Consider the following 26,615-nt stretch of genomic DNA (forward strand, 5'->3'; position numbering starts at 1 on the left):
ATTTATTGAGATGTTTACTGGCGCTACATTTGCGATGCAAATACCTGTAAAGCCAGAAATGAGATAATAACTTTTAACAATACTGCAGATTTAATCATCTGCTTTGCAGCACAGTCGCAGTAGTGGTTTTATAGGAGTAGTCGTCTGTCAAAGTAGACTTAACCATCAAGGCTAAGGAAAAACGATGACACATTACGCATTTGGAAAAGAAATAACGGATAAGCCCCTTCCTTCTCAAGTAAAAGTAGCCATTGTCGGCGCTGGTATGTCCGGTTTATACAGCGCTTGGAGATTACAACAAGAAGCAAACTGTCAGGATCTTGCCATTTTTGAGCGTTCAGATAGAACGGGTGGGCGTTTAGATTCAGATTTGATTGAGTTTAAGAACTTGCGCTCAGAAACGCCCAAAACGATCACTGTCAAAGAAGAGCAAGGTGGCATGCGCTTTTTGTTTGATGGCATGGATGATTTAATGGCGCTGTTTTTGAAGCTTAACTTACAAGACGATATTGTCCCTTTTCCTATGAACAGCGGTGGCAACAACCGTTTGTTTTTCAGGGGGGAAAGCTTTAGCGTTGAAGACGCACAGCAAGATGATTACGCTATATGGTCTCACTTATATAACTTAGATCAGTCAGAGCAAGGCGTTAACCCGAAAGATATCGTCAATGTGGTCTTTAACCGTATTTTGGAAGCTAACCCACAATTTCAGCAAAGGCCCAAAGTCCGTGGACCGCAATTTTGGCAAGACTTTAGACTTGAGTGTCAATGGAAAGGGCAAGGCTTAAACGAGTGGACACTTTGGGACCTATACACGGATATGGGCTACTCTCAAGAGTGCATATCCATGCTGTATCGTGTATTAGGCTTTAACGGTACATTTTTATCACAAATGAATGCGGGTGTGGCCTATCAGCTATTGGAAGACTTTCCCGCTGGCGTTAAATTCAAAACATTCAAAGATGGCTTTAGTACGCTACCAAACAAATTAGTTGAAGAAGTGGGCACGGATAACATTCACTTGCAAACAGCCATTGAAGAAATCGATTTTTCTGAGGAATCGGGCCTATACTCGCTGCATTATGCGCATACTGATGCGCACGGTAAAGTGCACAAAGGTCAAATTAAAGCAGAAAAAGTCATCTTGGGCCTACCAAGACTTGCTTTGGAAAAATTATTTGTTCGGTCAAATGTGATTAACCGCTTAGAGCAAGACCGCTCAGAATTACTGTGGAATACACTACAATCTGCGAGCAACCAGCCCCTGCTCAAAATCAACCTCTACTATGACTCTGCGTGGTGGGGTCGCGGCACAACTGGCCGACCTGCGGTTGAGTTTGGTCCAAACTTTGCTGATCTACCAACAGGTTCTGTCTATCCCTTTTATGCTGTTAATGAAGAACTGGCTGCCGCGCTTATGTATCAAGAGCGTACGACCCACCCTTCCAGTGCCGTTGAAGAAAAGCTAGAGCGTATCGGTAACGACAAGTACGAGCGCCCTGCTGCCCTGACAATATATTGCGATTATCTCAATATCAATTTCTGGAGCAACTTGCAAAATAACGGAGAAACCTACCATAACCCAAAACAAGACCATTACGTAGAAAGTGTCCCAGATGATATTTACCCGGCCTCTACTGCGGTGGTTGAACAAGCAACACGATTCTTTAAAGATATTTTTAACACCCATTATGTACCTGCACCTATATTAACCAGCGCACGCATTTGGGAGGGCAGCGTCAGATTTGATATTCCAGCTAGTCGGCAATTTGGTTATGGCGTTCACCAATGGGCTGTTGGTGCCAACGATAAAGAGGTCATGGCGACCCTCGCTGAACCATTGCCCAACTTGTTTACCTGTGGAGAGGCATTTTCTGACTATCAGGGGTGGGTTGAAGGGGCATTGCGCTCAACTGACTTAGCCCTTGAAAAAGGGTTTGGACTCAAACCATTGAGCCAGGTTTATTTTGAATCTACCAATATTTCATCTTCCGATGCTATCAAAGCCGTGTACGAAGAAAACTCCAGCAAGCTTATCAATCAATACATTGAAACCAATTTTGCAGCCAGTGCGGCTCCGATAGAAAAAGTAGCAGATGACGCCAGTGTCATAGGAGTCAACCTTAGTTACTTTGATGTCAAGTAACCCCTACTGTCTATTTCTAGCAGCGATCAACTCCCATTGATCGCTGCGCTCGCACAAATCATTGAGATTTATTATGACTACAAGTTTTAAAGAATATACCGTTGCGGATTACTTCAAAGATCGATTAGAAGAAATTGGCGTTGATCACATGTTTGGAGTAGCTGGCAATTACACCGCTGGGTTGCTGGATACCATTTTAGCAGACAGTCAGTCTCCAATTACCATAAAAGGCAATGCCAATGAAATCTGTGCCGGCTTTGCCGCCGATGCCTATGCGAGATTAAAAGGCCCCAGTGCACTTTATGTCACTTATAGTGTTGGTGCGTTCAGCCTACTCAATACCATCGCGGGCTCTTATGTCGAGCAAGTGCCTGTTATTCTCATTAATGGCGCGCCAACTAATAAAGAAGATCAGATTTCAAAATGTGCTGGCTTGCTCTATTCACACACTACCGGTTACGAATTTGTCGACATTCATATGTTCAGGCCAATTACCGTCGCCGCTGAGCGGATAACGAATGCATTGCAAGCACCATTCCAAATAGACTCGGCACTGACCGCCCTGTTAAGTGAACAGCGCCCTGTTTATTTTGAAGTCACCGAAGATATTTGGCGCAGCCCGTGTCAAAGACCACAAGGGCGCATTAGAGAACGTAAAAATGACACGCTTACGGTTAGCTGTGCACAAGAGGCTGCCCAAGCGACCTTAAAATTAATGCTATCAAAGCCTAAAAGTATCTTTTGGGCAGGTATTGAGTTGCAGCGTTTAGGTTTGCAAGACGAGTTTCTCAATTTGCTCGAAGTGATTAATCGCAAACACAGTATGCCAGACGGTCACATCCACTTTGTCACATCGGCACTCAGTAAATCGGTGATCGCTGAAACACACCCATGGTTTGAAGGCTGCGTAACTATGTCTCCTAGCGAAGTTGAACAGCTTGTGGGGGAAGATGGCGTACTGGTCGGTATGGGTGCTTGGACTACAGGTAAAGACACCGGTAACCAAGATATCCGTTCAAGCAACACTATTTTGGCAGCACATCAAGGGGTGTATGTAGGTGCAAACTTCTATCCTTCTGTGACACTAAAAGATTACTTGAACTGCCTCACCGCCGAATTTGACGAACTTGCCAAACAAAGTTCCGCAAACCTGAAGGGGATCAGAAAACCACACGCTCCTGTGCCTCTACAAAGCTCACAAGATTATTTGGGTTACGACAGCTTTTTCTCCGCAATGAGCAGCTGGCTAACAGAAGACGATGTTTTGATTGTCGACGCAGGATTCCCTTTGATAGGCGCACAAAGTGTCAAAGTTCCCGCCCGTAATGGCTTCGTTGCGCAAGCCGCTTGGTTATCTATTGGCTACTCTGTACCGGCCGGTACAGGGGTAAAATGTGCTTACCCAGATAAACGCGCAGTTGTTGTTGTCGGTGATGGCGCTTTCCATGAAACTTGCCAAGCAGTCGCTGATCAACACGCGTACGGACAAAATACGGTCGTATTCGTGTTAGCCAATGGCATTTATGGCATTGAACAATATCTGGTAAACCCGAACCCATTCAGACACCCTCCTGTTGATTATCAAGACAAGCTACTCAATAGCGTATACAGCTACAATGACCTACCAAACTGGCAAATATCAAAGTTACCTGATGCATTTGGTGGTAAAGGGATAAAAGTCACCACCGTTGAGCAGCTATTAGGCGTGATGGAAGAAATACGCACGAATGACTGTATCAATTATGTCGTAGAGGTGTGTATTCCCAAAGAAGATACGCCATTGACCATTCGTAAAGAAGCAGGCAGCGCGGTTGGAGAGGATGAAATCAGCAACCCCGATTGGCCACCTGCAGGTAAATTTTAAACCGTAGCCAGCCTTAAAGGCTGGTTTTTCTGTGCCGCAATTAAAAAATGATACATTCGTGATACTTTCGTGATAATTGAGCGAGTGTTTCTCAACAATTGCGTTGCATGCTTATTAACGTTAAATCCAAACAATAAGAGCAGATTATGAAAACACGCATACTATCACTCATCGCAGGATCACTTTTGGCTTCAGGTGCAGCAAGCGCCGCATCGTTGGAAGTCAAAGTAACTAACCTTACCCAAGGTATCTACTTTACTCCAATATTAGTTACCGCACACACCAGCGATGCGATGCTGTTTAATACCGGAGAAAAAGCCTCGGAAGCTTTGCAAGCGATGGCCGAAGGTGGCAGCTTAGACGGTTTAAACGAAATATTAACAGGCATTAGTGCTAATACCGTAAGCAACCCAGCAGGTGGATTACTCGCCCCTGTTGCAAGCACAATGGCTAGCCTGGAAACGAGCGATGGCAATGACAGACTATCGATTGTTGCAATGATGCTGCCAACCAATGACGGCTTCATTGGTTTAAACAGTTGGAAAATTCCATCTGAAGCAGGTACATATCACGTTTATCTAAATGCATATGATGCGGGTACCGAAGCCAACAACGAATTGGTTGTTGATGGCTCTGGTGCACCTGGCACACTGGGCATCCCAGCCTCACCTGGCGTCGATCCTGGCACGCAAGGCAGTGGTGTAACAAGTACAGAAAGCAACGAAATGATACATATCCACCGCGGTAACCTTGGCGATGACGAAGCAACAGGTGGCAAAAGTGACTTACACAACACAGTACACCGCTGGCTTAACCCTGTAGCAAAAGTTACCGTTACGGTTAAATAAGGGGGCACCATGAAACTGTCTAAATTAATAATCCCATTAGCCTGCTTAACTCTGGTTGCGTGTGGTGACGATGACGATCCACCAATGACTGTTGATCCAACGCCAACACCGACAGAAGCGATGATTAAAATCACAGCGACCAATTTAACCTATGCGCAGCCGCTTTCGCCGATTGGTGTTGCACTGCACAAAGAGGGCCAATTTTGGCAACTGGGCGAGCCAGCAAGTGAAGCACTTGAGGTGTTGGCTGAAGGAGGCGATAACAGTGGGCTACTAGGATTAGATGTCGTCCAGACAAAAGCAAGCACTGATGCCCCTTTGGCACCGGGTGCAAAAGCGGAGCTAACATTAAGCCAAGAAACGCTGGCTGACCAAAAATTATCAGTAATTACGATGATGGTGAATACAAATGATGGTTTTACCGGTCTTAATGCTCTAGATGTCTCTTCTATGGCTGTCGGCGAAGAAATGCGCTTTGTCACCTATGCATATGATGCGGGTACCGAAGCGAATACAGAAGCCAGTGGCACGATCCCAGGACCTGCAGATGGCGGTGAAGGGTTTAACGCACAGCGAGAGACATTAAATAAGGTCGCAATGCACCCGGGTGTTGTAGGTCAAGATGATGGTTTGTCTAGCTCAGTACTATCGAGCGACCATAAGTTTGACAACCCATTGATGGCGATCACTATCACAAGAATGAAATAGCCTCCTACTCGCTCCAGCTCTCATTGCGAGTGGCTGGGGCGAGTACATGTCAACCACATCAGTGGTTTGGCTGGAGGTTAGTATATGCATCAAAAGGTTCTCATTGTCGAAGACGACTTAGATATTGCACACCTATTGCGTGTTCACGTCAGTGAGCTTGATCTAGAAGTGGATCACCTTGCAAGTGGAGAGGGCGTTATGTCCCAGCTTACCAACCAAAATTACGCCATTGTATTACTTGATATCATGTTGCCAAGCGTGGATGGCCTGACGTTGTGCCGGGAAATCAAAACCCTACATCCAAAAATCAGTGTTGTGATGCTGACTTCAAAGAGCAGCGAAATGGATCGTATCATTGGTCTTGAAATGGGTGCTGACGACTATATTTGCAAACCTTTTAGCTATCGAGAGTTTCAAGCCAGAATTAAAGCACAACTTAGGCATGTGAAGCTTTTACAGGCTGAACAATCTAGTCAAGTTGCCCATGACACACCCGCCCCTATCACTGTGGGTAATTTGCAAGTGGACCCACACTGTCATGAAGTATCGCTACACAAACAACCACTGGATTTAACTGCCACCGAATTTGACCTGTTAATGTTTTTTGCCAAACACCCAAATCAAGTTTTTTCACGTTCTCAGCTATTAGAGTCTGTCTGGGGTTATGACCACTTAGGTTATGAGCACACGGTAAATTCTCACATTAATCGCATTCGAACCAAATTAGAAAAGTTGACAGACAAGCCCATCATCGAAACGGTGTGGGGGGTTGGCTATAAGTTAAATTCAAAGCCACTACAACAGGAAATGATATGACACTCTCTCTTTATCATCGTCTTGCGATTGTCATCACCAGTGTCTTTATGATCACTGTTTCGGCGTTTGTTTTTTGGTCTCAAAATTTATCTGCGGTTTCAAGAGCACAAGCTGAGCAGCAGCTACACCTTGGCCTTGCGGAACATTTAGCACAAGATAATCCGCTTTTAAAGCAAGGTGTTTATGATTACAAAGCATTAGAAAACTTGTTTCATATGCTCATGGTCCTTGGTCCTTCTTTTGAGTTTTACTTTGTTGATCCAAGCGGTAAGCTACTCACTTACTCTGCCAAACCGGGTGAAGTCAAACGCCAAGCAGTCGACCTTCGACCACTCATACAGCTGATCAACGAACCTGATAAACTACCCGTTTACGGCGATGATCCACGCTCAACGGAGCAAAGTAAAATATTTTCGGTGTCCCCAGTTTATAATGGCGAAACCCTGCAAGGTTATTTATACGTTATTATTGGTTCCTCTATCTCAGACTCCATTACAGCGCAAATTAAAAGTTCTGAGCAACTCGTCAAGAATACCGCAGGACTCATCATCATGGTGGCGCTACTGTTTATCACGTTGCTACTGCTTTTTCGCACCATGACACAACCGCTGCAAAAACTGGGCAAGTACATTCGCAAGGTTGAACAAAACAATTTTGATATCAAAGCAGTGCCAACCCTTGAGTGGCCCTCTGATAGCAACGAAATTCATTTAGTGGGCCAGAGTGTTAACGGCATGCTTGAAACCATAAATCAGCAAATGACCCAGCTCACTACGTTAGATGAGCAACGTCGCAAGCTATTGGCGCATTTATCTCATGATTTGCGCACGCCATTGGCGTCATTGCAGGGGTATCTCGAGTTGATAGAAAGGCGTCCACCAGCCGGTATCCAAGAGCAAGAATATCTGGCCATTTCGTTAAAAAATTGCAATCAATTAAAGGGATTGATCGATCAAATATTTGAATTGGCACACCTTGAGTCTGGACAATCAAATGTACACTTTGAAGTGTTTAATTTAGGCGAGCTCATTTACGACATCATGGCAAAATTTGCCCTCAAGGCACAGCAAGCGGATGTGTCGTTAAGTGTCTTTCCTGCTGAGTGCGACTTTACCGTTTACTCTGACATTGCCAAGTTAGAGCGTATATTAAGTAACCTAATCGAGAACGCACTGCGCCACACACCCGCAAAAGGCAACATATGCATTTCCATTTGTGCCATCGATAACGCGTATAACATTGCTGTGCAAGATACGGGAGTGGGGATTAGCCCCAAAGAGCTGCCCTATATTTTTGAGGCCAGATATCAGGCGAGCAACAGTAAAGGATGCAAGAAATCACACGCAGGGCTAGGTCTTGCAATCACGGCGCGGCTCATAGATTTAATCAAATCAGAAATTAAAGTAAACAGCCGCCTCGGTCAGGGCAGTGAGTTTATTTTTCAAGTTAGAGGCGCTAACGCATCTTCAAATTAGATAACATCATAGGCCCAATAAGCGTGTGTCACTACACGCTTTTAAGACGTTTGTACCTGAGCCAACTCTTCTGACGTTGATTGATTTAACTTTTTATTAAGCTCACGTCGTAATAGATAGAAGCTGATAATCGCCTGAATATAAACCGTTGCCATAGATATCACCCAGATCTGCTCAATACTAAAATCTGCTTGTGATGCCACAAATATTACAGATGCGGCGAATAGGCTTAACCTTACAGCGCTACTGATCAACGCAGGCCATGCATTTCCCATAGCTTGGAACATGCCAGAGGCCGCTAAAACGTAGCCTGCCGGTACAAAGTTAAAGCATACATACCCCAAGAAAATACTTGCGACATCAATCACATTCGGATCTTTAGAAAAGGGTGCTAAAAAGGCCTCAACATTGAGAACACAGACTATATTGATCAACAACATCAAGCCACATGTCAGCAGTGCACTTTGATAATAAGTTTGATACACACGTTTCGTGTTGCCCGCAGCAAAGTTTTGTCCAGCAATCGCTGGTGCAGCAAATGCCACTGCAAGTACAGGAAGGAAAAGTGCCTGCATAATGCGAGCCCCCAATCCAAACCCAGCTTGCGCCGACGCGTCAAAGTCGCTTAACACCCAATAGATAAGTGACATATAGATAAATGTTAAAAGAAACTCTCCCCCTGCAGGTAACCCCAGGTTGATGATTTTCTTAATGGTTTTAAGGCAAGGGATACAGCTACTTAGTGAGACAGTTAAGTATGACTCTCTCATATTGAAGTACACCCAGATCAGCACCAAACCAATACCAGTTGAGATGGAACTGGCTAATGCAGCCCCAGCGACTCCCATTTCGATTCCAAAGCCCCAACCCGTGATTAAAATCGGCGACAAAATTGCATTTAATGCAAGTGCAAACATGTTAATTAGCATTGGTTGCTTTACCACGCCAGCACCGCGTAATGCCGCCAACAACACAGTCAACGGAAACTGTATAAACAGCGCAGGCAAAAACCAGTAGAAATACGTTAAACTCGCCACAAGAGTATCTTTGTCTGGTGCAATGCTCGTAAAGTACCAACGTCCACCAGCGAGTGCCATTATCAAGAGAACAGAGATACATATCGCACTGATCAATAACCCCTGACTCAACAATAAACGTGCCTCTTGTTTATCTTTTTTACCTACCGCGTGAGATACCAGTGTCCCAACTCCAACGTTAAGCACCTGTGTGAGGGCCATTACGAAGAAAAACAGCACACCCGCACTGCTCACCCCCGCTAACGCCGCATCACCGAGCTGCCCAACAAAGTACAGATCAATAAGGAAATACAAAGTTTGGACAAACATCCCAAACAGAATTGGCACACTCATTGAGATCAGATGCTTGTATATTGGCCCTTGTGTAAGGTCTTTCATTTAATATCCTTATAACAGATAGGTGGGATAGATAATCGACATAGATGCTTTTTGGGCTATTTTTATTGTGGAGCAGTATGCGCCATACTAGAAATGAATATACGGAAATTCACAACATCAATGATGTTACTCTTTCAGCTACGGTTAAACAATCATCTCACTACAAATATTTAAATTCGAAACATGCCCACCTTTAAGAATTCACCTCTATGTAAATGCCACTTCAATATCAATTTATTGCGCCCGATCAATAGTGTTTCTGGATGACTCGATACACTCTGTTTTACACAATCACGCCTCGTTCTTCAGTTAAGGAAAAAACATGAAAGCAGCCGTTGCATACGAATTTCAAACGCCGCTGCGCATTGAGCAGTTAGCGCAGCCTGATGTGAAACCGGGCACTGTTTTGGTAAAAATAGCCGCCTGTGGGGTTTGCCACACGGACTTACACGCCTGCCATGGTGACTGGCCAGTTAAGCCTAAACTACCTCTCATCCCGGGTCATGAAGGGGTGGGTACCGTGGTCGCTGTCGCTGATGATGTCGACCATTTATTCATTGGTGATGAAGTCGGAATACCTTGGTTACATTCGGCCTGTGGTCACTGCGAGCACTGCCTTCAAGGCAATGAAAACTTGTGTCCCTCACAGCAAAACAGTGGTTACTCTGTCGATGGCGGATATGCAGAATACTGTCTAGCCAACGCTGACTATGTCGTAAAAATCCCAAAAAGTTTAAGTTTTGTCGAGGCAGCTCCCCTATTTTGTGCGGGCGTTACAACGTATAAAGCACTCAAAGTCAGTGACGCCAAACCTGGGCAATGGGTCGCTATTGTTGGCGTAGGTGGACTTGGACATTTGGCCATTCAATATGCAAAGGCCATGGGGCTCAATGTTGTCGCCGTTGATAGCACTGAGCAAAAAATGTCACTCGCTAAAGCACTTGGTGCTGATCACTGCATTGACTATCAACTACATAATCCCGCCGAACAAATTCAAGAGAAATTAGGCGGCGTTCAAGCAGTTATCTGTACAGCTGCATCGAAAGCTGCTTTCTCGGGGGCTTACCATAGCGTAAAACGCGGCGGCAAGTGTGTCTTAGTTGGACTACCAAATGACGACTTGCCGATCCCGATATTTGATACCGTGTTAAAAGGTATCAGCGTGATTGGCAGCATTGTTGGCACTCGCCAAGATCTCATTGAGTGCTTGGATTTTGCCGCAGCAGGAAAAGTAAAAGCCATAGTGCAAACTGAGTCACTCGACAATATCAATCACGTATTTGAGCAAATGCAAAACAACGAAATTCAAGGTCGAATTGTTTTGACCATGACGTAATAATCCCAACTTGCTAGGCTGTGAGAGCAGCCTTTTTACTTTCCTCACACAATTTAACTTAAGTCACCCACTCTATTTTCCACATCCAGAATCGCAAATCGATTAAAAATTCTGCTTGACCAATTGTAAACCCAGCCTATAATGACGAAAAGTCACAAAATGACTTAAGGTCAAGAAATGGAATTTATCACTAAACTGACAGGGTTATGAGTGTTAAGCACTATTGTGATATGCTTGCGCTAGATTGTAATAGTAGCTTAGTGAAGAAATGTTTAAATTTGGCAGTGAAATCAACGACAATGATGATGAAGTGATCCCTAATAGAAGCAAAAAGCAGATGGCTATTGCAGAGCGCCATCGTGAATTGTTACTGATCGCAAAAGACATCATTTCAGCTGAAGGATTTCACGGCTTTACAATGGATAAACTGGCATCGGCGAGCGGTTACTCAAAAGGTACAATTTATAATCACTTCGCCAGTAAAGAGGATGTGATTGTAACCATTAGCTGTGAAGCTTTGAAAACACTCGCTCAGATGTACAAAAAGGCTTATCAGTTTGAGGGCGGTAGCCGTGATAAAGTCGTGGCGCTACATGTGGCTTACCGGATTTTTTCGAGATTAGAACCGGTTTTGTTTATGTGTGTCCTCACCTCTAAAACACCTTGGGTGGTAGAGAAAAGCACAGCTGAAAACATTGAGAAGCAAAACTTAGCAGAAGAAAAGCTCGTTGAAATAGCCGACAAATTTATACTCGACGCCATTGATGGAGAAGATTTGACATTGGCTGCGACGGCCAGCACTGATGCATATATATTTGCAAACTGGGCCGTGGCGTTTGGCTCAAACGCCTTGTTAAATAACGCCACCAATAGTCAGTGCATACAGCGTATTGAGGATCCCTACTCGGTACTCTACAACGTGAATATCGTACTGGATGGTATGAATTGGCAGCCATTGTCCAGCCGCAGAGACTATAAAAAAGTCTGGCGAGAAGTTGAACAAACGATTTTTGCAGATGAAACGGCTTATTTAGCTCAAATAGGTCGCTAACAATATAAATAATCGGCCCGTAATTTACGGGCTTTGTTTGAAGTTAAAGTGACGAATCGTCACATTTGACTATGATACTAGATTTTATCGATTTACCAGCAGTTATTGCTGTTTTTTTTAACTACTATTGACGTTTCGTCACTTTATGGAGCTGTTATGGACGATCTATGGCACAGGCGTATTCTCAATTACCCTAAAACTTGGATAGTAATATGTTTGGTCTTAATTGCTGGCGCGACGGTGGGGGCCGGCAACCTCTACTTTCGAGGTGATTACCAAATATTTTTTGACGACACAAACACCCAACTATATGAATTTCAGAAGATTGAATCTATTTTCAATAAGAGCGATCTCATCTCCATTGTCATGGCACCGAAGCAAGAGGATATTTTTACTCCACAGACTTTAAGCCTCATCAGAGAGCTCACTGAACGCGCTTGGCAAGTGCCTTACTCGAGTCGAGTCGATTCTATTGCCAATTACCAGCATACGTTTGCGGAGCAGACGATTTGGTTGTACTGGATTTAATGCCACCAGAAATGACGTTTACCGATGGCGATATCGCATCTGTAAAGCAAGTTGCACTCAGTGAGCCAGCACTGCGCCAATCATTACTCTCACAATCAGGCAAAGTCGCTGTCATCAATATTACCGTGCAGCTGCCTGAAGCAGACAATACTGAAAAAATGGTCGAGGTCAAAGAGTATGTAAACCAGCTAATTTCAGAGTATCAAGCCAATTATCCGGACATGGAATTTCATCAAGCTGGCATCGTAGCAATGAACTACGCTTTTATGCTTTCATCTCAAGAAGACTTTGCCACCTTAGTGCCTGCCATGCTACTGCTCGTAATGGTATTTTTAGGTATTGCACTACGTAGTGTTGCCGCGGTTATTTACACGCTAGTGGTCATTGTTGGCGCAGTATTAGCCACTTTAGGACTGGCCGGTTGGCTTGGATTTTTCTTAAGTACCCCGACAGTGAACGTCCCTACTATGATACTGACGATTGCTGTTGCAGACTGCGTGCATATGCTGGCTAGTGTCCGTCACTATATGCGACAAGGCCATACAAAGCAGCAAGCGATAGCCAAAAGTCTCGAGCAAAACTGGATGCCAATTACCATTACTTCAGTGACTACTGCCTTAGGTTTTATTTTAATGAACAGCTTAGATGTGCCTGTGATCCGCGATTTAGGGAATCTCTCTGCTTTGGGCGTTATTTTAGCTGGCTTACTTTCGTTAACGTTACTTCCCGCGATGCTCAGCGTACTCCCTTTCAGAGTTGCTAAGGTATCAGCTTCTCGCAGTAATGACCGCTACGATCGTTTTGCATTATGGGTCATTAGACACAATAAAGTGCTCGGTTTAGGTGCATTCATTGTGGTGATCGGCAGTGCGTTTAGTATCACCAAGAATCAAGTAAATGACGAAGCGGTAAAATACTTTTCGACACAAAGTGAATTTCGTCAAGCCGCTGACTTTATGGCGGAAAACATAAGTGGTATGAGCTCACTTAGTGTTGCGATAAACAGTGGCAGCGAGCAAGGAATAAGTAGCCCAGAGTTTGTCGCCATGCTTGGCAAAGCAACCGACTGGATGCGTGTTCAACCCGAGATCCACCATGTTCAGAGCCTCGCAGATACACTTAAACGACTTAACAAAAACATGCACAATGATGATGAGCGATATCACACTTTGCCACAGGATCAAGCACTTGCCGCACAGTATTTACTGCTGTACGAGATGTCGTTGCCCTATGGCCTGGATCTCAATAATCAGCTCAACCTCGATAAATCATCGCTGAAACTGCAACTGACTATCGATAACTTGGGAAGTAAAGAGATGGTCGAACTTGAGAACAGATTGAGGGTTTGGTTTGAGCAAAATGCGCCACAATACAGTGTGATGATCTCAAGCCCAACATTAATGTTTGCCCATATTGGTGAACGCAATATGCAAAGTATGCTGCAATCACTGCCAATGGCGTTGCTACTTATTTCTGTGCTACTGGTGTTCTCACTGCGCTCTCTAAGGCTCGGTCTTATCAGTCTTATTCCAAATATGATCCCTGCCATTATCGGGTTTGGTATCTGGGGACTTTACAGTGGTGAAATCAATTTAGGCCTCTCTGTCGTGGTCACTTTGACGCTCGGAATTGTGGTTGATGATACGGTGCACTTTTTATCTAAATACCAGAATGCGAGAAGGTTAGGCCAAAGTGCTGAGCAAGCTATTCGTTATGCATTTATCACTGTTGGCCGTGCGCTTGTTGTCACTTCAGCAGTGTTGGTGGCCGGATTTGCTCTATTAGGTACTTCCGATTTTAGACTTAACTCAGATATGGGACAACTTAGTGCGCTTGTCATTTTCATCGCCTTAATAGTCGACTTTATTCTGCTGCCATGCATTTTACTGTGGTTTGATAAGTATAAATACGCGCAAGCCCACAATAACGACGAAGCGCATACAGGCATCGCCATTAATAACCCACAAACAAATAGCTAATCAAAAGATTAAACAAACAAGGCGCTCTGTATCCTTAGCGCCTTGTACTTATACAGGAATTGACCATGAAAATACTATTTAAAACCGCGTTAGCGACAGGCCTTGTCGCTGTTAGCCTATTTGGTTCTGCAACCGTATTAGCAGATCAAAACAAAGGTCTGGAGCTTGCGAAGTTACGCAAACAAGCAGATAGCGGCTGGCAAGACTCTCAAGCAACGCTCACTATGGAGCTAAAGAATGCAGCCGGAGACACCAGCGTCAGAAAGTTGCGTATCAAGTCTTTAGAGGTTGCTAACGACGGTGATAAGGGATTAACCATTTTTGATACCCCACGAGACGTCAAAGGCACCGCATTTTTGAACCACTCCCATGCGATAGAACCGGACGATCAATGGCTGTATTTACCCGCATTAAAACGCGTAAAACGTATTGCTTCACGCAATAAATCAGGGCCTTTTATGGGAAGTGAATTTGCTTATGAAGACCTCAGCTCATTTGAGCTAGAAAAATATACGTTTAACTTCATAGCAGAAACCACACTAGGCGACCAGCCGGTCTATTTGCTGGAACAAATCCCCGTAGATCGTTATTCGGGTTATACCAAACAACGTGTTTGGCTGGCAAAAACTCACTATCAGCCCCTAAAAGTAGAATACTACGACAGAAAGGACACGTTGTTAAAAACACTTGAGTTACAAGAATACCAGTTGTACCTAGATAAAATTTGGCGTGCTAATAAATTAGTGATGAATAATGTTCAGACCCAAAAAGCCACCACTTTGACCACCACGGAGCTCGTTTTTAAAACGGGGCTACAAAGTAATGACTTTAATAAAGCCAGTCTAAAACGAGCGAGGTAGTAATGAAGCATACTGCACTGTGTAGTGCTGCTGTTTTGCTGGCTTGGAGTCATTCGGCCAATGCAGAGCCTTGGCAACAAAGTGGTGAAGTGCAAATTCAACAACGCATGTTTGTACACAGCCAAGATCTTGTCAATGAGGCTCCAACACACTGGCAAGGCTCTGCTATGGTGGAGCCTCATTGGCAGCAAGTAAAAGATACCAGCCTCACCTCAATTAAACTGTTTGCACGCATAGATAGTCATGATAAAGAACGCACTCACTGGGACATAAGAGAGCTCTCTTACCTGACTTATTGGGATGATTATGAATTTAAAGTTGGCATCGATAAAGTGTTTTGGGGCGTAACCGAATCACAGCACTTGGTCGATGTCATCAATCAGACCGACTCCATTGAAGGATTTGATGGCGAGGATAAACTAGGGCAGCCTATGATCCAGTTTAAAGCAGTTAAGGATATAGGGACATTTGATATCTGGTTGCTTCCCTACTTCAGAGAGCGTACGCTACCAAGTACCGAAGGACGCCTTGCTTTGCCCGCTCCCTTACTGGATGCTCAATATGAGTCAAGCAACGAGCAACGAACACTGGATTTCGCCGTGCGTTACAGTCATACCTTAGAGGATTGGGATATTGGCTTAAGCTACTTTGATGGTGTAAATCGAGAGCCTTACTTGCAAACAGGCTTCAACGGTATCACCCCTTTTTACGCAAATATGCAACAACTTGGTACCGATATTCAGGGAGTTTTTGGCGATTGGCTACTCAAATTTGAGGGTATTTATAGAGACAGCTTAGAGTCACATTTTGCAATGACAACAGGATTCGAATACACCCAAGTCGGTATTTTTAATACGATAATGGATCTTGGGTGGATTGCTGAATATAGCTTTGATGAACGCGACAATACATTTAATCAAAACGATTTATTTGTTGGTTGGCGACTAGCGTTTAATGATATAGATGGCTATGAGGTGCTTTTTGGTATCAATCAAGACTTGGACGCCCAGCACACCTTTTCTGCCAAACTTGAAGCATCAGGACGGCTCAGTGACAGTTGGAAATGGCAACTTGACGCATGGGCTTTTGCCAGTGATAAACCCATTGACCCCCTCTTTACTTTAAAAGATGAGGACTTTGTAGAAGTTTCACTGTCTTACTACTTTTAGCCCCACGTTTCATTCGATTCAGGGGCATGAATCAGCCCCTGAACTGTCAGCCCGATTACTTCAACCCTAACGCCGCTTTGTGAGCGATTTTAAACAAGCGAGCGCTTTATCACCATCACGGCTCGGCACAAATATGTGGTCGTGATAAAAGCCTGCGACCACATTTGCGCTGATGTTTTCATCACCAACGCGTTGGAAAAAGCCGCAGTTAGGCCAACAGCTTGCAAACTAGAATGGACATTTAAAGTTATACAGCGGTACTCTCCTTCATATGCAAGCCCTAAAGTATTGGCATGCTGCTGTTGTACAATGACCGTAATTCCCTCTCGCTCGCGGAAAAAGCCTGTGATGGCATTGATGGGTAAACTCTCAAACTTTGACTCATCCACAACCGCATAAACGTATGTTTCAGCGAGTAGCTCTGGCTCCATACTCGCAATGAGAACTGCAAGATTGGTTTCTCCTGTCATAATTGCTCCCCTTAACTATCTTGACGGATTTAAATCTAATTGTTGCTCAAACGCATTTTATTGTTCGTCTTGTTTTTGCTTTTTGCGCTGGGTTTGCTTCGCCTTCTCTAAATTTTTAAATTGTGGTGGCGGGATCGGAAATAATGAAATAAGCGGCATCAGCGCTAAAAACCAAAAAGCGCCCTTAGGCATCTTTTTTGCCCAAGTCACAGCCTTACACAATGGCAATGCCAACATTATGATTACCAATACCGTTATGGCTATCGTTTGCCAACTCATATACTGTTTCCTTTCATTGAGTTTAGATACTTTTCATAATTGGGGGACTATTGCCCGTCTTTCAAGGTGCCGACATAAATTTAGCGAGTGTGTATTTTCTATCAATAACTCAAACGATTGATATACAATAAACCTGATTAAGAATGAAAAAGGGCTGTGTAATGGCATCGACACAACAAAATAGTGACTCACAGGAGCAAGCGGTCGCAGACTTAATTTTAGCGATTAAAAGTAAAGACTTAGAGAAAATATGTAACGCCTATCATAAGCATGATGATCCAGCTCGAGCAGCTCAGCTTAAATTCTGCTTTGAAACCGCAAACTCTCAACCCAATAATTACGAACACTATCAAAATATCGCCGCGCAATGTGTCGCAGCGCATGGACTGCCTTCAGGTGTCATTGCTGGATTGAATAATACCGATCGAGTAACCTTTTTTATGCCTGCTTTACAGGCCAGTGAAACATTTGCCCAAACAAACCACCAAGGCAATACATTTTTACATGCCCTGTTTGCGAATCCAGAACATGCACTCCCCCCTTTTAATTACATTCGCTCTTTATTATTGTTTGAACGCAATGAAGCGTTAGTCCAAGCACTTAGAAGTCGTAACCAACACAGTTTAACACCCATCGAGTGCTATTTTGTATACAACCTTCGCGCAGCAGCCATGCCCGAACATGAGCTTACGGCCTTGTTTGCACTGATTGAAGCAGAAAGAGCGGATAAGTCCCAACCAGACATTCGAAACATCAAGCATGTTAAGTCTATTTTACAAAAGCTTACTTTTGATAAAAACAGTCAGCAATTATTGGTTATTGCCAGTTATTACCAAACACCTGTTGAGTCTATATACAACCTGCACTAGGTTCGACTTGTCAGTTCCTCTGGCGTCACTCGAAATAAACAATGGGCTTGCAGCGGGTGGCCTGCCGGTAAGTTAGGGTGTGAAAAGTGCTGTTTGCAGTCTTTCATGCCCAAGCGCGTCATCAACTTTTGAGAAGGCATGTTGGGCAACGCCGTAAAAGCATACACTTCCGCCAGTCTCAAAACTTCAAATGCAAACTGCAATGCGGCCTGTGCGGCTTCACACGCATACCCTTTACCCCAATATTTCCGCGCTAACCTCCATCCTATTTCCATAAAAGGCTGATCAGGATTAATCTGTGTTTGCCAGTGTAGGCCCACGAAGCCTATGAACTCCTCTGATGTGGCATACTCTGACTTGATAGCACCGTCAGCCGCTAATGTAAGTGCCCAAAAACCATATCCGTTTTCAATAATAAGACGCGCGATTTTGTCGGCTAGCACATCGCTTTCATGACGAGTTAAAACCGATGGAAAATAGCGCATAACTTCAGCGTCCGCATTGATGGCTGCAAACGCTGTTTTGTCACATTCATACCATTGACGCAATCGAAGGCGCTTCGTTTTTAACTCTATGGGTTGCTTAAGTATCGGTTTCACTAGCATGCGCAATATACTCTTTTGCTGTCATTGGAAAGTACTTAACATTGTCGTGAAGAATGTGCGCAGGTGACGGGTCAACAACCTCTACCGGTAGACCTTTATGCCTTGCAACGTCTAGCGCCATCTGCGTAATATTAACGCTAAATGAAGTGCCCATAAATACCATTTTTGAGGCATCCCACATACGCTTTTGCGCTTTATCAATACCATATAGCTCTGTGTAAAACTCATCAAATAATAGGACGTAAGGTTTGAAAGAACGGTCTATCTGCGGACCTTTGCTCGATATTTTGAATAACTCGAGCAATGAAGAAGTTAAATTATTTTCATCCACCTGCTCCCATGGTGCTTCAACAATTGAAACTGATTCACCTTGCTCATGAAAAATAGTCATCTTATCTATTCGACCATGAATAGAAATAAATGTGTTGTTGCCCGCTTTACCGTCCAGTCCATCTATATTCTGCGTTATTAGATTTTTATCTGCCAGCCAATGATGCACAGAGTTGGGGCCGTGATGCCGATAAGTGACAAAACGTTGATAGTACCATGCGAGGAACTGCGCTGGATTCTCCATATACATGGCTCGCGTAGCCATTTGTTGGGGTGTATAGTTTCTACTGCCAATAGTCCAAAAGCCATCTTCACCACGAAAAGTTGGGATGCCGCTTTCAGCACTCACACCCGCGCCAGTGATATATAAAGTCGTCATGCGATTTACCTATGAATTGAAAGGCTTATTAAACCATAAGGTATACCATTGAGCGTAATTGAAAGTCACGATAAGGAAATAAATCACTGATATTGGGTAAGATCAATGTTGAGCAGGCACTTCTTTCATCCATTTAGCTTTATTTCTGATGCAAAAACTATGAATACGTCCTCCAGTGGACTTATCTCTTCGGCATGCATACTGCACGGCTTCAAATGCACTTTTTCCAAAATCCATCGCTGCTATTGCCCAATTGGCGCCTGAGCCAATGGCCCAATTAACCTCTAATGGTTCAATAAACCGCCTACCATGTCTGATCTCTCCATAAAAAACTTGGTCCTTTTTATCAATAAAGAAAAACGTGCAATCTATGGCGTCGAAACAGTTCTTTTTCCAATTGCAGAGCAGATGATAAATCTCAGCACAGTTGCCAGTTGCAAACACATATCCATTATATACAGGCTGGCACTTTTGCGCATGATGAGTAACGATGGTTTTTGCAGTGGAAGTCAAACTGTCAACGCAAATTGTTTGTGTTGGATGGTGATATGCTATCGTAGTCAAATAATACTCCTTAGATGTCAAATAGCACTTAAGCTAACCTAACAATATCGCTAACAACAGGACAAACTTGTCCTAAGCTAGGAAACTACCTCCTACTTTAGGATAGCGAATATAAACTAAAGTTCCGTCTTTAGTAGTATTAAAGCCATGAAAAAAATAATATCACAAAGTACACCCGTGTCACGGCTAAAATTTTTGACAAATAATTCAATGATTATTCTAAATGTATGACATACCCCAAATTTATGCGCAAGTCAGGGCATTATGCTAGCGCTAAATAACCTGCTACAGCCGCTGCTGCAATCAAAATAGGCGCTAAAATTGGCCAAGGCAAGTTTGATGATTTGTTCGCAATGACTGAATCAGCTTGTTGGTCAGTTTCGTGCGTAACGTCCACTTGTTCGTTTGTTGGCATTGCTTCACTACTTCCTGATTGTTCTGACATTTGGGGAGCCGCGTTTTGCTCGCTTACAGCCGAAAGAGGTAACTGCCATTGATAGCCTTTTTTTGAAAAGGTTTTTATCGCATCATCACCAAAGAGTGCGCGCAAGTGGCCAATATTTTGAAATACAACTTGCTCAGTCACTGTTCTACCAGGCCAAACCACTTCTAATATTTCACTCTTGCTATGTATTTTTTCAGGCTGTGTTACAAGCAACGCCAGTATTTGTGCTGGCTTTTCTTTTAAAGAAATCTTGCGGCCATCTTTAGAGAGCGTCAATTCTTGACAGTCAAATTGAAAATCTTGGAATGCTAATCTCATTGTCCCTAAGCTTATAATTATAATTTTCACCAATGTAACTATTTTTACCACAAACTAGGATGTTAATTAAACCTGTTATTTCTTAATATCGTGAATAATTTTGATTTGCGCCTTTGAAACAGCGAACTGAACGCCGCAACGATTTTGTAACAAATTACATTTATTTTCGCTTTGCTATAAAACCGTGTACGACACTTACATTAAAGTTAACGCTCAAAAAGCGAACAAATAACACTGGCACAAATAAATAAGAAACACTTATTTGTTACTTTGCTTATTGATGAGACTGCCAAATTGATACATCGCCAAGCTCAAAATAATGGTAACGGCACCAATAAACAATAAAGCCGTTATTTGCTCACCGTTAACCAATGCGCCTAATGTCATCGCAAACCCAGGCGTAATTAACGTTGTCAGTGCGACTGTACTTGCTTTCATATGCTGAAGTATGTGGAAATAGGCTAAAAATCCAAGCAGTGAACCAAATACGCCCAAATATAAGGTTGACCAAATTGATTTTACACTCCACATTTCGATTGCAAATGGTGCACCAGCAAGCAACCATACAATAACAAACCCCGGAGTCGCGATTAATAAAGACCCAAAAGTCGTCGCCATTGGGTGTATCGCAATTTTCACGCGCTTAATTAGTACACCACTTAAACTAAAATTAAACACCGCGCACAGTACATAGATCAGGCCAACGGGATCTAAATTCAATTGTTGTAACTGGGCATAACACACCATTAGCATACCCAGCATTGCCAATCCCAACGCACATTTTTTAATGAGTGTAAACTTTTCTTCTCCAAGTAGTTTTTGGGCAAGCAAACCAGAAAGTATCGGGGCTAAGCCAAACACCAATGAGATAACACCAGAAGGGACTGATTGTGATGCCAAATAAGCGAATAGCATGCCCACCAATATGCCGCCGCCAGAGTACGTATACAATAGCCACGCTTTTTTACTCCATTGCATTCTAATTCGGGTACAAGCCATCACAAGTGCAGCCAGCACTAATGCGAGCGCCATTCGCAATAAGACACTTGTAGTCGGAGCCATAGAGCTACTACTCCAAACTATAGCAAGTGGCGTCGTTGACCAAATTAAAACCACAAAAGCATAAGACAATTGCACGGGCATGAGTTTACATCCTTAAAAATACGGGACGATAAACGGGGAAAGAAATGAAAAATATAGGCTAACCGCATCTACCGTCGCGGTTAGAAAAAGAGACTTAACCGCTACACACTAAGCCACATGACTCGGAGCCATGAGCTATTCAGCACTGTATTAGTTAGTCGATTCATTGTTATTACTTTTTATCCTGAGAAGTTGAACACCTACTATGTACTTGCAAGCTGCTAGAGTCAACACCATTAACAAAGAAAACCTGATTACATTTCAGAGTATTTCAGATAGACATCACGAATTCCCTCTCATACCATCGCCAAGCATCACATTCTAGTAGTAAGGTACTCATGATAATCGCGTATATTTTGGTCGCTATACTGGTCAAGACATCCCTCCTTGGACTGGGTGTTATAAGCATACTGCTAAGCATATTTGCGCTGTGTGTGATGAGCATCAATAAGTTGCCTATAAGCGAGTTGGTACGACAAAAATTCAAACGAGTCTTTAAGGTTGCGCTCGCTGGCCACATGTGTGCATATCTCTCTCTGCTTGTGAAAGCGTTATTCATTGATGGGGTACAAGACATACCTGCGTTTATTGTTAGCCACTTGGTTTTACATCACATTCTTTGCGCATTCGTTGCAGGTGTTGTGACATTTTTGACTTTGCGTGTATACGCACAAGTTCATTGCAAGCAAAACGTACTCTAGCAGACGCTAACTAGCGCTACCAAAGCGCTTTTCCCACAATTAAATTGGTATTTAATATCAATCCGTTCCTAAAGTTTTTACGATTTAGGTCGAAAAACAATCTAGATATCGATAACTAAGGATAGGGTTATGATTAATAAGCTCACGACACACCTAAATATCGCTCAAGTACAATCAACAACGACGCACACACTCAAAAAGAGCGGAACTCCAGAAGTGACGCCTCCGACTTCTTCACAACAACAGTCAACCCAAGACAGTGATTACACGATTCGGCTATCTACTTCTCAAGAAAATGCAGTAAGGGAAGCGGCCCTTGAGAAAATGCTCTCTCGCCCGATCATACTTGGCTTTGGCCGAAGCTATACTCAGCCTCAAGTTACGCTATCAGGCTTGGGGACTGGTGAATTTAACAAGTCTTATCGTTTTGGAGAATTAACCGAAGAAGCCGAAATTGATGATTTTCTGGCGCAGGTGGACAGGTTGCCACCTGAACAGCGGCACAAATTCCAGCATTTAAAGCCTACCCAAGAATTATTAGAGCTCACTAAAAAGCTCAGTGATGAAGATCTGGCAAAGTTCGCCGATGTCATTGTCGCCACACATTCCTTCGACCCGAAAACAGGCACTTTCAATAATATTAGCGAAGACTTAATCACCCAGTTTAATAGTATGTCTGAGGAAGTTTTAAGTAGCACAATAAATACGATGTCACATTTGTTTGAGCAAGGCCAAAAACATGATTTTTCTCCCTATCCGCCTCCAGTTGGCATCTTAGATGGAGAAGGGAGAGAAGATCCGCTACTTGCTCGATATGATAAAGATCACAGCATACTGGCGCAAAGTTTCGGTTTGCAAAAAACCGCAAATGTTCACCGCTACGCGACTTTACTGCTCGACAACAAATTATCTGATGGTCAATTGCTTGAGCTTAATGGGCATATTGCCGAAGGGGACTTCCAAACGAATGTGGGGATTGTCGATATGGCTAAATCAATAAAGCCATATCAACAAGATAGCTTTTTTTCGATGCTCAGTGAAACCGACAAATCAAACCAGCAAAACGTTTTTGCATTGATCAGTAAGCAACTTGATTGGCGTGAGCACAAACATTATTTACAAGCAGACACTGGAGAGTACGCAGTCAATCATGACTCGCTGACCTCAGATAGGGAAAGGCAAAGCCTTTATGCAAACATGCTCAAAGCTTATGACGAAGTTGGCCTTAGCTGGATGAATGAAGCAATTGAGTACACCTTTGATGCACCAGCAAAAAGCCAAAGCGCAATCTGGCAAGCCTTGATGACCGACCTTGAAGAAAAGCCAGATGACTTTATTCACTCAGACTCTATCGAGAGATGGGTAACCAATAATCTTGATACAATTGTACATGGTTTCATAGAGCAACAAATTAAAGATGTTCGCAAATTCAATCAAGAGCAGGAATTTCCCCACCACTTGCCAGGGTTAAGTTATGTCAACATCGAGAAGCAACAAGGTTCACAGCAAGCTAGCGCGACCAATTAAAATTGACTGTTTGAGAGGCAACATCGAGGCATAAACTGTGCCCAGACATGACCCAAATGTGAGCAAAAACTGTTTGAAAATCACACCTCGATATGTCAATGTAGTGGACATCGGATGGGAACCATTCGGTATCCATATTCGCTTGCGGGATAGACCTGCTTTGCGTTCAACAAAACAGCAAGGGGTTTGCTGATATGACAGAAGTAGTCGATCAAAAGTACGATTTCCTCGTATTCATTGGTCGTTTTCAGCCTTTTCACCAAGGTCATTTGACGGTGGTTAAAGAAGGCTTAAAACGTGCCCAAAACTTGATAATTTTATGTGGTTCAGCCCACCAGCCCAGAACAGTGAGAAACCCTTGGACAAGTTCCGAGAGAGAACTGATGATCCGCGGCGCGCTCTCACAACCTGAAAACACGCGAGTGCACATTGCGCCACTCATGGATACTGTTTACAACGACGATGCGTGGGTACGTAATGTTCAGACCACGGTAAAGGGCATTGTAACCGCACACCATCGAGTGCCACACAAGCCGCCCACAATTGGTCTGATTGGCCACAGTAAAGACCAATCTTCTTATTATTTGAATTTGTTTCCGCAGTGGGGGGCAATACCAGTCGATAATTACCAACAAATCTCGGCAACCCCACTCAGAAAGCAGGTATTTTCCGCTGAGGGCCAATCATTTTTAGAAAGCGAACACAGCCTACAGTTGCCAACTTTTGTGCGCAACATGCTTAGCCAGTTTATTCACACTGATGACTATCAAGCAATTCAAAGTGAACATAACTTCATCGAAAAGTATCGTCAAGCTTGGCAGAGTGCCCCCTACCCACCAACTTTTGTGACCGTAGATGCCGTAGTAATACAAAGCGGACACGTCTTATTGATTGAGCGTAGAGCGCGACCTGGTAAGGGCCTTTGGGCATTACCCGGGGGGTTTATAAATGGAGATGAAAAGTTAGTTGATGCCTGTTTAAGGGAGTTAAGAGAAGAGACGAAGCTCAAAGTCCCCGCACCCGTATTGAAAGGCTCAATCAAGCAGCAGCAAGTCTTTGATGAGCCTCATCGCTCAGCGCGAGGTAGAACCATAACCCATGCTTTTTATTTTGATTTAGAACCGAATAAAGCTTTACCTAAAGTAAAAGGCTCAGATGACGCAAAACATGCCATGTGGGTACCATTGGCCGAATTGGAACCAAGTAAACTTTTCGAAGATCACTATTTTATTATTCAAGAGTTAACCGGTATGTAATATACCGATAATGCAGCGGGATAGACCCGCTGTTATTTAATGCGATAGGAGGAACTCCATCATGAACAGTATGATTTTAAACGCAGATAGCTACAAAGCTTCTCACTTCAAACAATACCCAGAGGGCACAAGCCAAGTATCTAGTTATATTGAACCACGAGGTGGGCACTATCAAAAAGCGGTATTTTTTGGGTTGCAGATGTTCATTAAAGCTTACCTGACAACCCCATTGACGCACGAAGATGTAGACGAAGCCAAAGAGCTTTTAGAGCTACATGGCGTACCATTTAATGAAGCAGGATGGCGACATATCGTCAATAAACATGGCGGCATGTTGCCTATCAAAATTCAAGCCTTACCTGAAGGCTCCGTTGTGCCAATTAGCAATGCACTGGTGCAAGTCATCAACACAGATCCTAAATGCGCTTGGTTAACCAGTTACGTCGAAACCGCGTTACTTCGCGCGATTTGGTACCCGACCACAGTTGCAACCGTGTCCTACCACTGCAAGCAGACAATACGCCATTTCATGATGGAAACTGCTGACTCGCTAGACGGCCTTGAGTTCAAACTCCACGATTTTGGCGCGCGAGGTGCGACAACCGAAGAGGCAGCATCAATAGGTGGTGCAGCGCACCTATTAAATTTTATGGGCACAGACACGCTCAGTGCGATTGTAGCTGCAAGACGCTATTACGGTGCAAGCATGCCTGGTTTTTCAATTCCAGCAGCAGAGCACAGCACGATTACCGCTTGGGGTAAAGACGGAGAAAAACAGGCTTATGAAAACATGCTTAAGCAGTTTTCGGGGCCTGGTAAGCTGGTTGCGGTCGTCAGCGATTCGTATGACCTGTGGCATGCAATTGATACGCTGTGGGGCGAAGAGCTCAAAACGCAAGTCGAAAACAGCGGTGGCACCTTGGTTATACGCCCTGATAGCGGCGAGCCTGTGAAAGTTGTCACTACGACTATAGAAAAGTTAATGGCTAAATTTGGCTACAGAGTTAACAGCAAGGGATATCGTGTTTTACCCGATTGCGTCAGGGTCATCCAAGGTGATGGAATTGATGAAGTGTCAATTGGTGAAATCTTAAAGGCAATGCAAGGTAAACAGCTCAGCGCAGAAAACATTGCTTTTGGGATGGGCGGAGCACTGCTACAAAAACTGGACAGAGACACGATGCAATTTGCGATGAAAGCAAGTGCAGTGAAGGTTAAAGGACTGTGGCAAGACGTATTTAAAGATCCCATAACGGATCATGGTAAACGCAGTAAAAAAGGCCGCCTTGCTGTCGTAGCAGATCAGCAAAAAGGCATTAAAACTGTTCGCGAGAGCGATTTAGGCAACCGTAAAAATTTGCTCAGAACCGTATTTAAAAACGGCGAACTCTTAATAGAGCAAAGCTTTGATAAAGTGAAAGCTAATTTATCATAACGTAAAGCCATACCAATGAAGCGCAACTTTGCCTTCATTGGTATCTTGTAACGAAGCAACAATTCATAAATACTATCTCAACGGCCAGTTCCGGATCTG

General features: G+C 43.6%; 24 protein-coding genes. 16 read left to right on the forward strand and 8 right to left on the reverse strand.

Features of this window, described 5'->3' with window-relative positions; genetic code table 11:
• Nucleotides 1-184 precede the first annotated feature (184 nt).
• From A7985_RS19060 to A7985_RS19085, 6 genes are all read left to right on the forward strand, one after another.
• Nucleotides 185-2,146 (forward strand): FAD-dependent L-amino acid oxidase, encoded by a 1,962-nt coding sequence (locus tag A7985_RS19060; protein WP_065792010.1) that lies wholly within the window; start codon nucleotides 185-187, stop codon nucleotides 2,144-2,146.
• A gap of 73 nt (nucleotides 2,147-2,219) precedes the next feature.
• The gene (locus A7985_RS19065; protein ID WP_065792011.1) at nucleotides 2,220-4,010 is read left to right on the forward strand and encodes an alpha-keto acid decarboxylase family protein; all 1,791 of its coding nucleotides are present in this window, start codon (nucleotides 2,220-2,222) and stop codon (nucleotides 4,008-4,010) included.
• 146 nt (nucleotides 4,011-4,156) lie between these two features.
• Nucleotides 4,157-4,858, forward strand: a complete 702-nt coding sequence (locus A7985_RS19070; protein WP_065792012.1) for a spondin domain-containing protein — start codon at nucleotides 4,157-4,159, stop codon at nucleotides 4,856-4,858.
• Nucleotides 4,859-4,867: 9 nt separating this feature from the next.
• Nucleotides 4,868-5,566 carry a spondin domain-containing protein gene (locus A7985_RS19075; RefSeq protein ID WP_065792013.1) on the forward strand — a complete coding sequence of 233 codons (699 nt, stop codon included), beginning with the start codon at nucleotides 4,868-4,870 and terminating at the stop codon, nucleotides 5,564-5,566.
• 84 nt (nucleotides 5,567-5,650) lie between these two features.
• Nucleotides 5,651-6,382, forward strand: a complete 732-nt coding sequence (locus A7985_RS19080) for a response regulator transcription factor (RefSeq protein ID WP_065792018.1) — start codon at nucleotides 5,651-5,653, stop codon at nucleotides 6,380-6,382.
• Nucleotides 6,379-7,857, forward strand: coding sequence for a HAMP domain-containing sensor histidine kinase (locus A7985_RS19085; RefSeq protein WP_065792020.1), 1,479 nt, complete (start codon nucleotides 6,379-6,381; stop codon nucleotides 7,855-7,857). Before A7985_RS19080 ends, A7985_RS19085 begins: the two co-directional genes overlap by 4 nt.
• 41 nt (nucleotides 7,858-7,898) lie before the next feature.
• Here A7985_RS19085 and A7985_RS19090 read toward each other — a convergent pair whose 3' ends face one another.
• Nucleotides 7,899-9,272 carry an MATE family efflux transporter gene (locus A7985_RS19090; RefSeq protein ID WP_081310633.1) on the reverse strand — a complete coding sequence of 458 codons (1,374 nt, stop codon included), beginning with the start codon at nucleotides 9,270-9,272 and terminating at the stop codon, nucleotides 7,899-7,901.
• A gap of 322 nt (nucleotides 9,273-9,594) precedes the next feature.
• Here A7985_RS19090 and adhP point away from each other — a divergent pair, with 322 nt between their 5' ends.
• From adhP to A7985_RS19115, 6 genes are all read left to right on the forward strand, one after another.
• Complete coding sequence (gene adhP / locus A7985_RS19095; protein WP_065792022.1) at nucleotides 9,595-10,608, forward strand: alcohol dehydrogenase AdhP; 1,014 nt, start codon at nucleotides 9,595-9,597, stop codon at nucleotides 10,606-10,608.
• A 268-nt stretch (nucleotides 10,609-10,876) separates the two neighbouring features.
• Entirely contained in the window at nucleotides 10,877-11,659 is a 783-nt protein-coding gene (locus A7985_RS19100; RefSeq protein WP_065792024.1) for a TetR/AcrR family transcriptional regulator, read from the forward strand.
• 156 nt (nucleotides 11,660-11,815) lie between these two features.
• Nucleotides 11,816-12,187 (forward strand): hypothetical protein, encoded by a 372-nt coding sequence (locus A7985_RS26980; protein WP_256096803.1) that lies wholly within the window; start codon nucleotides 11,816-11,818, stop codon nucleotides 12,185-12,187.
• Entirely contained in the window at nucleotides 12,169-14,166 is a 1,998-nt protein-coding gene (locus A7985_RS19105) for an efflux RND transporter permease subunit (protein ID WP_256096804.1), read from the forward strand. The genes A7985_RS26980 and A7985_RS19105 overlap by 19 nt, the downstream gene beginning before the upstream one ends.
• A gap of 65 nt (nucleotides 14,167-14,231) precedes the next feature.
• On the forward strand, nucleotides 14,232-15,026 hold the full coding sequence (locus tag A7985_RS19110) for an outer membrane lipoprotein-sorting protein (RefSeq protein ID WP_065792025.1): 795 nt from the start codon (nucleotides 14,232-14,234) through the stop codon (nucleotides 15,024-15,026).
• Between the two features lie 2 nt (nucleotides 15,027-15,028).
• Complete coding sequence (locus tag A7985_RS19115) at nucleotides 15,029-16,195, forward strand: hypothetical protein (RefSeq protein ID WP_065792027.1); 1,167 nt, start codon at nucleotides 15,029-15,031, stop codon at nucleotides 16,193-16,195.
• 89 nt (nucleotides 16,196-16,284) lie between these two features.
• Here the strand turns inward: A7985_RS19115 and A7985_RS27230 are convergent, their stop codons facing one another.
• Together A7985_RS27230 and A7985_RS19125 are read right to left on the reverse strand one after the other, a co-directional pair.
• A complete protein-coding gene (locus A7985_RS27230; protein ID WP_256096805.1) occupies nucleotides 16,285-16,665 on the reverse strand; it encodes an ACT domain-containing protein in 381 nt (126 codons plus the stop codon).
• 57 nt (nucleotides 16,666-16,722) lie between these two features.
• Nucleotides 16,723-16,944: a hypothetical protein gene (locus tag A7985_RS19125; protein ID WP_065792029.1), complete on the reverse strand. Its 222-nt coding sequence runs from the start codon at nucleotides 16,942-16,944 to the stop codon at nucleotides 16,723-16,725.
• Nucleotides 16,945-17,105: 161 nt separating this feature from the next.
• Here A7985_RS19125 and A7985_RS19130 point away from each other — a divergent pair, with 161 nt between their 5' ends.
• Nucleotides 17,106-17,813: a hypothetical protein gene (locus A7985_RS19130; protein ID WP_065792031.1), complete on the forward strand. Its 708-nt coding sequence runs from the start codon at nucleotides 17,106-17,108 to the stop codon at nucleotides 17,811-17,813.
• Here the strand turns inward: A7985_RS19130 and A7985_RS19135 are convergent.
• From A7985_RS19135 to A7985_RS19155, 5 genes are all read right to left on the reverse strand, one after another.
• A complete protein-coding gene (locus tag A7985_RS19135) occupies nucleotides 17,810-18,412 on the reverse strand; it encodes a GNAT family N-acetyltransferase (RefSeq protein ID WP_256096806.1) in 603 nt (200 codons plus the stop codon). The genes A7985_RS19130 and A7985_RS19135 overlap by 4 nt on opposite strands.
• Nucleotides 18,396-19,127 (reverse strand): SIR2 family NAD-dependent protein deacylase, encoded by a 732-nt coding sequence (locus A7985_RS19140; RefSeq protein ID WP_065792033.1) that lies wholly within the window; start codon nucleotides 19,125-19,127, stop codon nucleotides 18,396-18,398. Before A7985_RS19140 ends, A7985_RS19135 begins: the two co-directional genes overlap by 17 nt.
• 102 nt (nucleotides 19,128-19,229) lie before the next feature.
• On the reverse strand, nucleotides 19,230-19,691 hold the full coding sequence (locus A7985_RS19145; protein ID WP_065792034.1) for a proteasome subunit alpha: 462 nt from the start codon (nucleotides 19,689-19,691) through the stop codon (nucleotides 19,230-19,232).
• Nucleotides 19,692-19,953: 262 nt separating this feature from the next.
• Nucleotides 19,954-20,454 carry a winged helix-turn-helix domain-containing protein gene (locus tag A7985_RS25840; RefSeq protein WP_081310634.1) on the reverse strand — a complete coding sequence of 167 codons (501 nt, stop codon included), beginning with the start codon at nucleotides 20,452-20,454 and terminating at the stop codon, nucleotides 19,954-19,956.
• A gap of 258 nt (nucleotides 20,455-20,712) precedes the next feature.
• Nucleotides 20,713-21,597, reverse strand: coding sequence for a DMT family transporter (locus tag A7985_RS19155; protein WP_065792035.1), 885 nt, complete (start codon nucleotides 21,595-21,597; stop codon nucleotides 20,713-20,715).
• A gap of 830 nt (nucleotides 21,598-22,427) precedes the next feature.
• Between A7985_RS19155 and A7985_RS19165 the strand changes: the two genes are divergently transcribed.
• The 3 genes from A7985_RS19165 (at nucleotide 22,428) to A7985_RS19175 (ending at nucleotide 26,516) form a co-directional block, all read left to right on the forward strand.
• On the forward strand, nucleotides 22,428-23,825 hold the full coding sequence (locus tag A7985_RS19165) for a hypothetical protein (RefSeq protein ID WP_065792038.1): 1,398 nt from the start codon (nucleotides 22,428-22,430) through the stop codon (nucleotides 23,823-23,825).
• 194 nt (nucleotides 23,826-24,019) lie between these two features.
• Nucleotides 24,020-25,081: a bifunctional nicotinamide-nucleotide adenylyltransferase/Nudix hydroxylase gene (locus A7985_RS19170; RefSeq protein ID WP_065792040.1), complete on the forward strand. Its 1,062-nt coding sequence runs from the start codon at nucleotides 24,020-24,022 to the stop codon at nucleotides 25,079-25,081.
• 61 nt (nucleotides 25,082-25,142) lie between these two features.
• Entirely contained in the window at nucleotides 25,143-26,516 is a 1,374-nt protein-coding gene (locus A7985_RS19175) for a nicotinate phosphoribosyltransferase (protein WP_065792041.1), read from the forward strand.
• Nucleotides 26,517-26,615: the final 99 nt, after the last annotated feature.

This window comes from Pseudoalteromonas luteoviolacea (assembly GCF_001696455.1).
GTDB lineage: Bacteria > Pseudomonadota > Gammaproteobacteria > Enterobacterales > Alteromonadaceae > Pseudoalteromonas > Pseudoalteromonas luteoviolacea_C.

Excerpts from the sequence above, each read along its gene's own strand:
- A7985_RS26980 (WP_256096803.1), top strand. The coding sequence starts at position 11,816 with ATGGACGATCTATGGCACAGGCGTATTCTCAATTACCCTAAAACTTGG.
- A7985_RS19115 (WP_065792027.1), top strand. The coding sequence starts at position 15,029 with ATGAAGCATACTGCACTGTGTAGTGCTGCTGTTTTGCTGGCTTGGAGT.
- A7985_RS19110 (WP_065792025.1), top strand. The coding sequence starts at position 14,232 with ATGAAAATACTATTTAAAACCGCGTTAGCGACAGGCCTTGTCGCTGTT.
- A7985_RS19140 (WP_065792033.1), bottom strand. The coding sequence starts at position 19,127 with ATGACGACTTTATATATCACTGGCGCGGGTGTGAGTGCTGAAAGCGGC.
- A7985_RS19155 (WP_065792035.1), bottom strand. The coding sequence starts at position 21,597 with ATGCCCGTGCAATTGTCTTATGCTTTTGTGGTTTTAATTTGGTCAACG.
- A7985_RS19085 (WP_065792020.1), top strand. The coding sequence starts at position 6,379 with ATGACACTCTCTCTTTATCATCGTCTTGCGATTGTCATCACCAGTGTC.
- A7985_RS19175 (WP_065792041.1), top strand. The coding sequence starts at position 25,143 with ATGAACAGTATGATTTTAAACGCAGATAGCTACAAAGCTTCTCACTTC.
- A7985_RS19075 (WP_065792013.1), top strand. The coding sequence starts at position 4,868 with ATGAAACTGTCTAAATTAATAATCCCATTAGCCTGCTTAACTCTGGTT.
- A7985_RS19100 (WP_065792024.1), top strand. The coding sequence starts at position 10,877 with ATGTTTAAATTTGGCAGTGAAATCAACGACAATGATGATGAAGTGATC.
- adhP (WP_065792022.1), top strand. The coding sequence starts at position 9,595 with ATGAAAGCAGCCGTTGCATACGAATTTCAAACGCCGCTGCGCATTGAG.
- A7985_RS19080 (WP_065792018.1), top strand. The coding sequence starts at position 5,651 with ATGCATCAAAAGGTTCTCATTGTCGAAGACGACTTAGATATTGCACAC.
- A7985_RS27230 (WP_256096805.1), bottom strand. The coding sequence starts at position 16,665 with ATGACAGGAGAAACCAATCTTGCAGTTCTCATTGCGAGTATGGAGCCA.
- A7985_RS19090 (WP_081310633.1), bottom strand. The coding sequence starts at position 9,272 with ATGAAAGACCTTACACAAGGGCCAATATACAAGCATCTGATCTCAATG.
- A7985_RS25840 (WP_081310634.1), bottom strand. The coding sequence starts at position 20,454 with ATGAGATTAGCATTCCAAGATTTTCAATTTGACTGTCAAGAATTGACG.
- A7985_RS19130 (WP_065792031.1), top strand. The coding sequence starts at position 17,106 with ATGGCATCGACACAACAAAATAGTGACTCACAGGAGCAAGCGGTCGCA.
- A7985_RS19065 (WP_065792011.1), top strand. The coding sequence starts at position 2,220 with ATGACTACAAGTTTTAAAGAATATACCGTTGCGGATTACTTCAAAGAT.
- A7985_RS19165 (WP_065792038.1), top strand. The coding sequence starts at position 22,428 with ATGATTAATAAGCTCACGACACACCTAAATATCGCTCAAGTACAATCA.
- A7985_RS19170 (WP_065792040.1), top strand. The coding sequence starts at position 24,020 with ATGACAGAAGTAGTCGATCAAAAGTACGATTTCCTCGTATTCATTGGT.
- A7985_RS19070 (WP_065792012.1), top strand. The coding sequence starts at position 4,157 with ATGAAAACACGCATACTATCACTCATCGCAGGATCACTTTTGGCTTCA.
- A7985_RS19060 (WP_065792010.1), top strand. The coding sequence starts at position 185 with ATGACACATTACGCATTTGGAAAAGAAATAACGGATAAGCCCCTTCCT.
- A7985_RS19125 (WP_065792029.1), bottom strand. The coding sequence starts at position 16,944 with ATGAGTTGGCAAACGATAGCCATAACGGTATTGGTAATCATAATGTTG.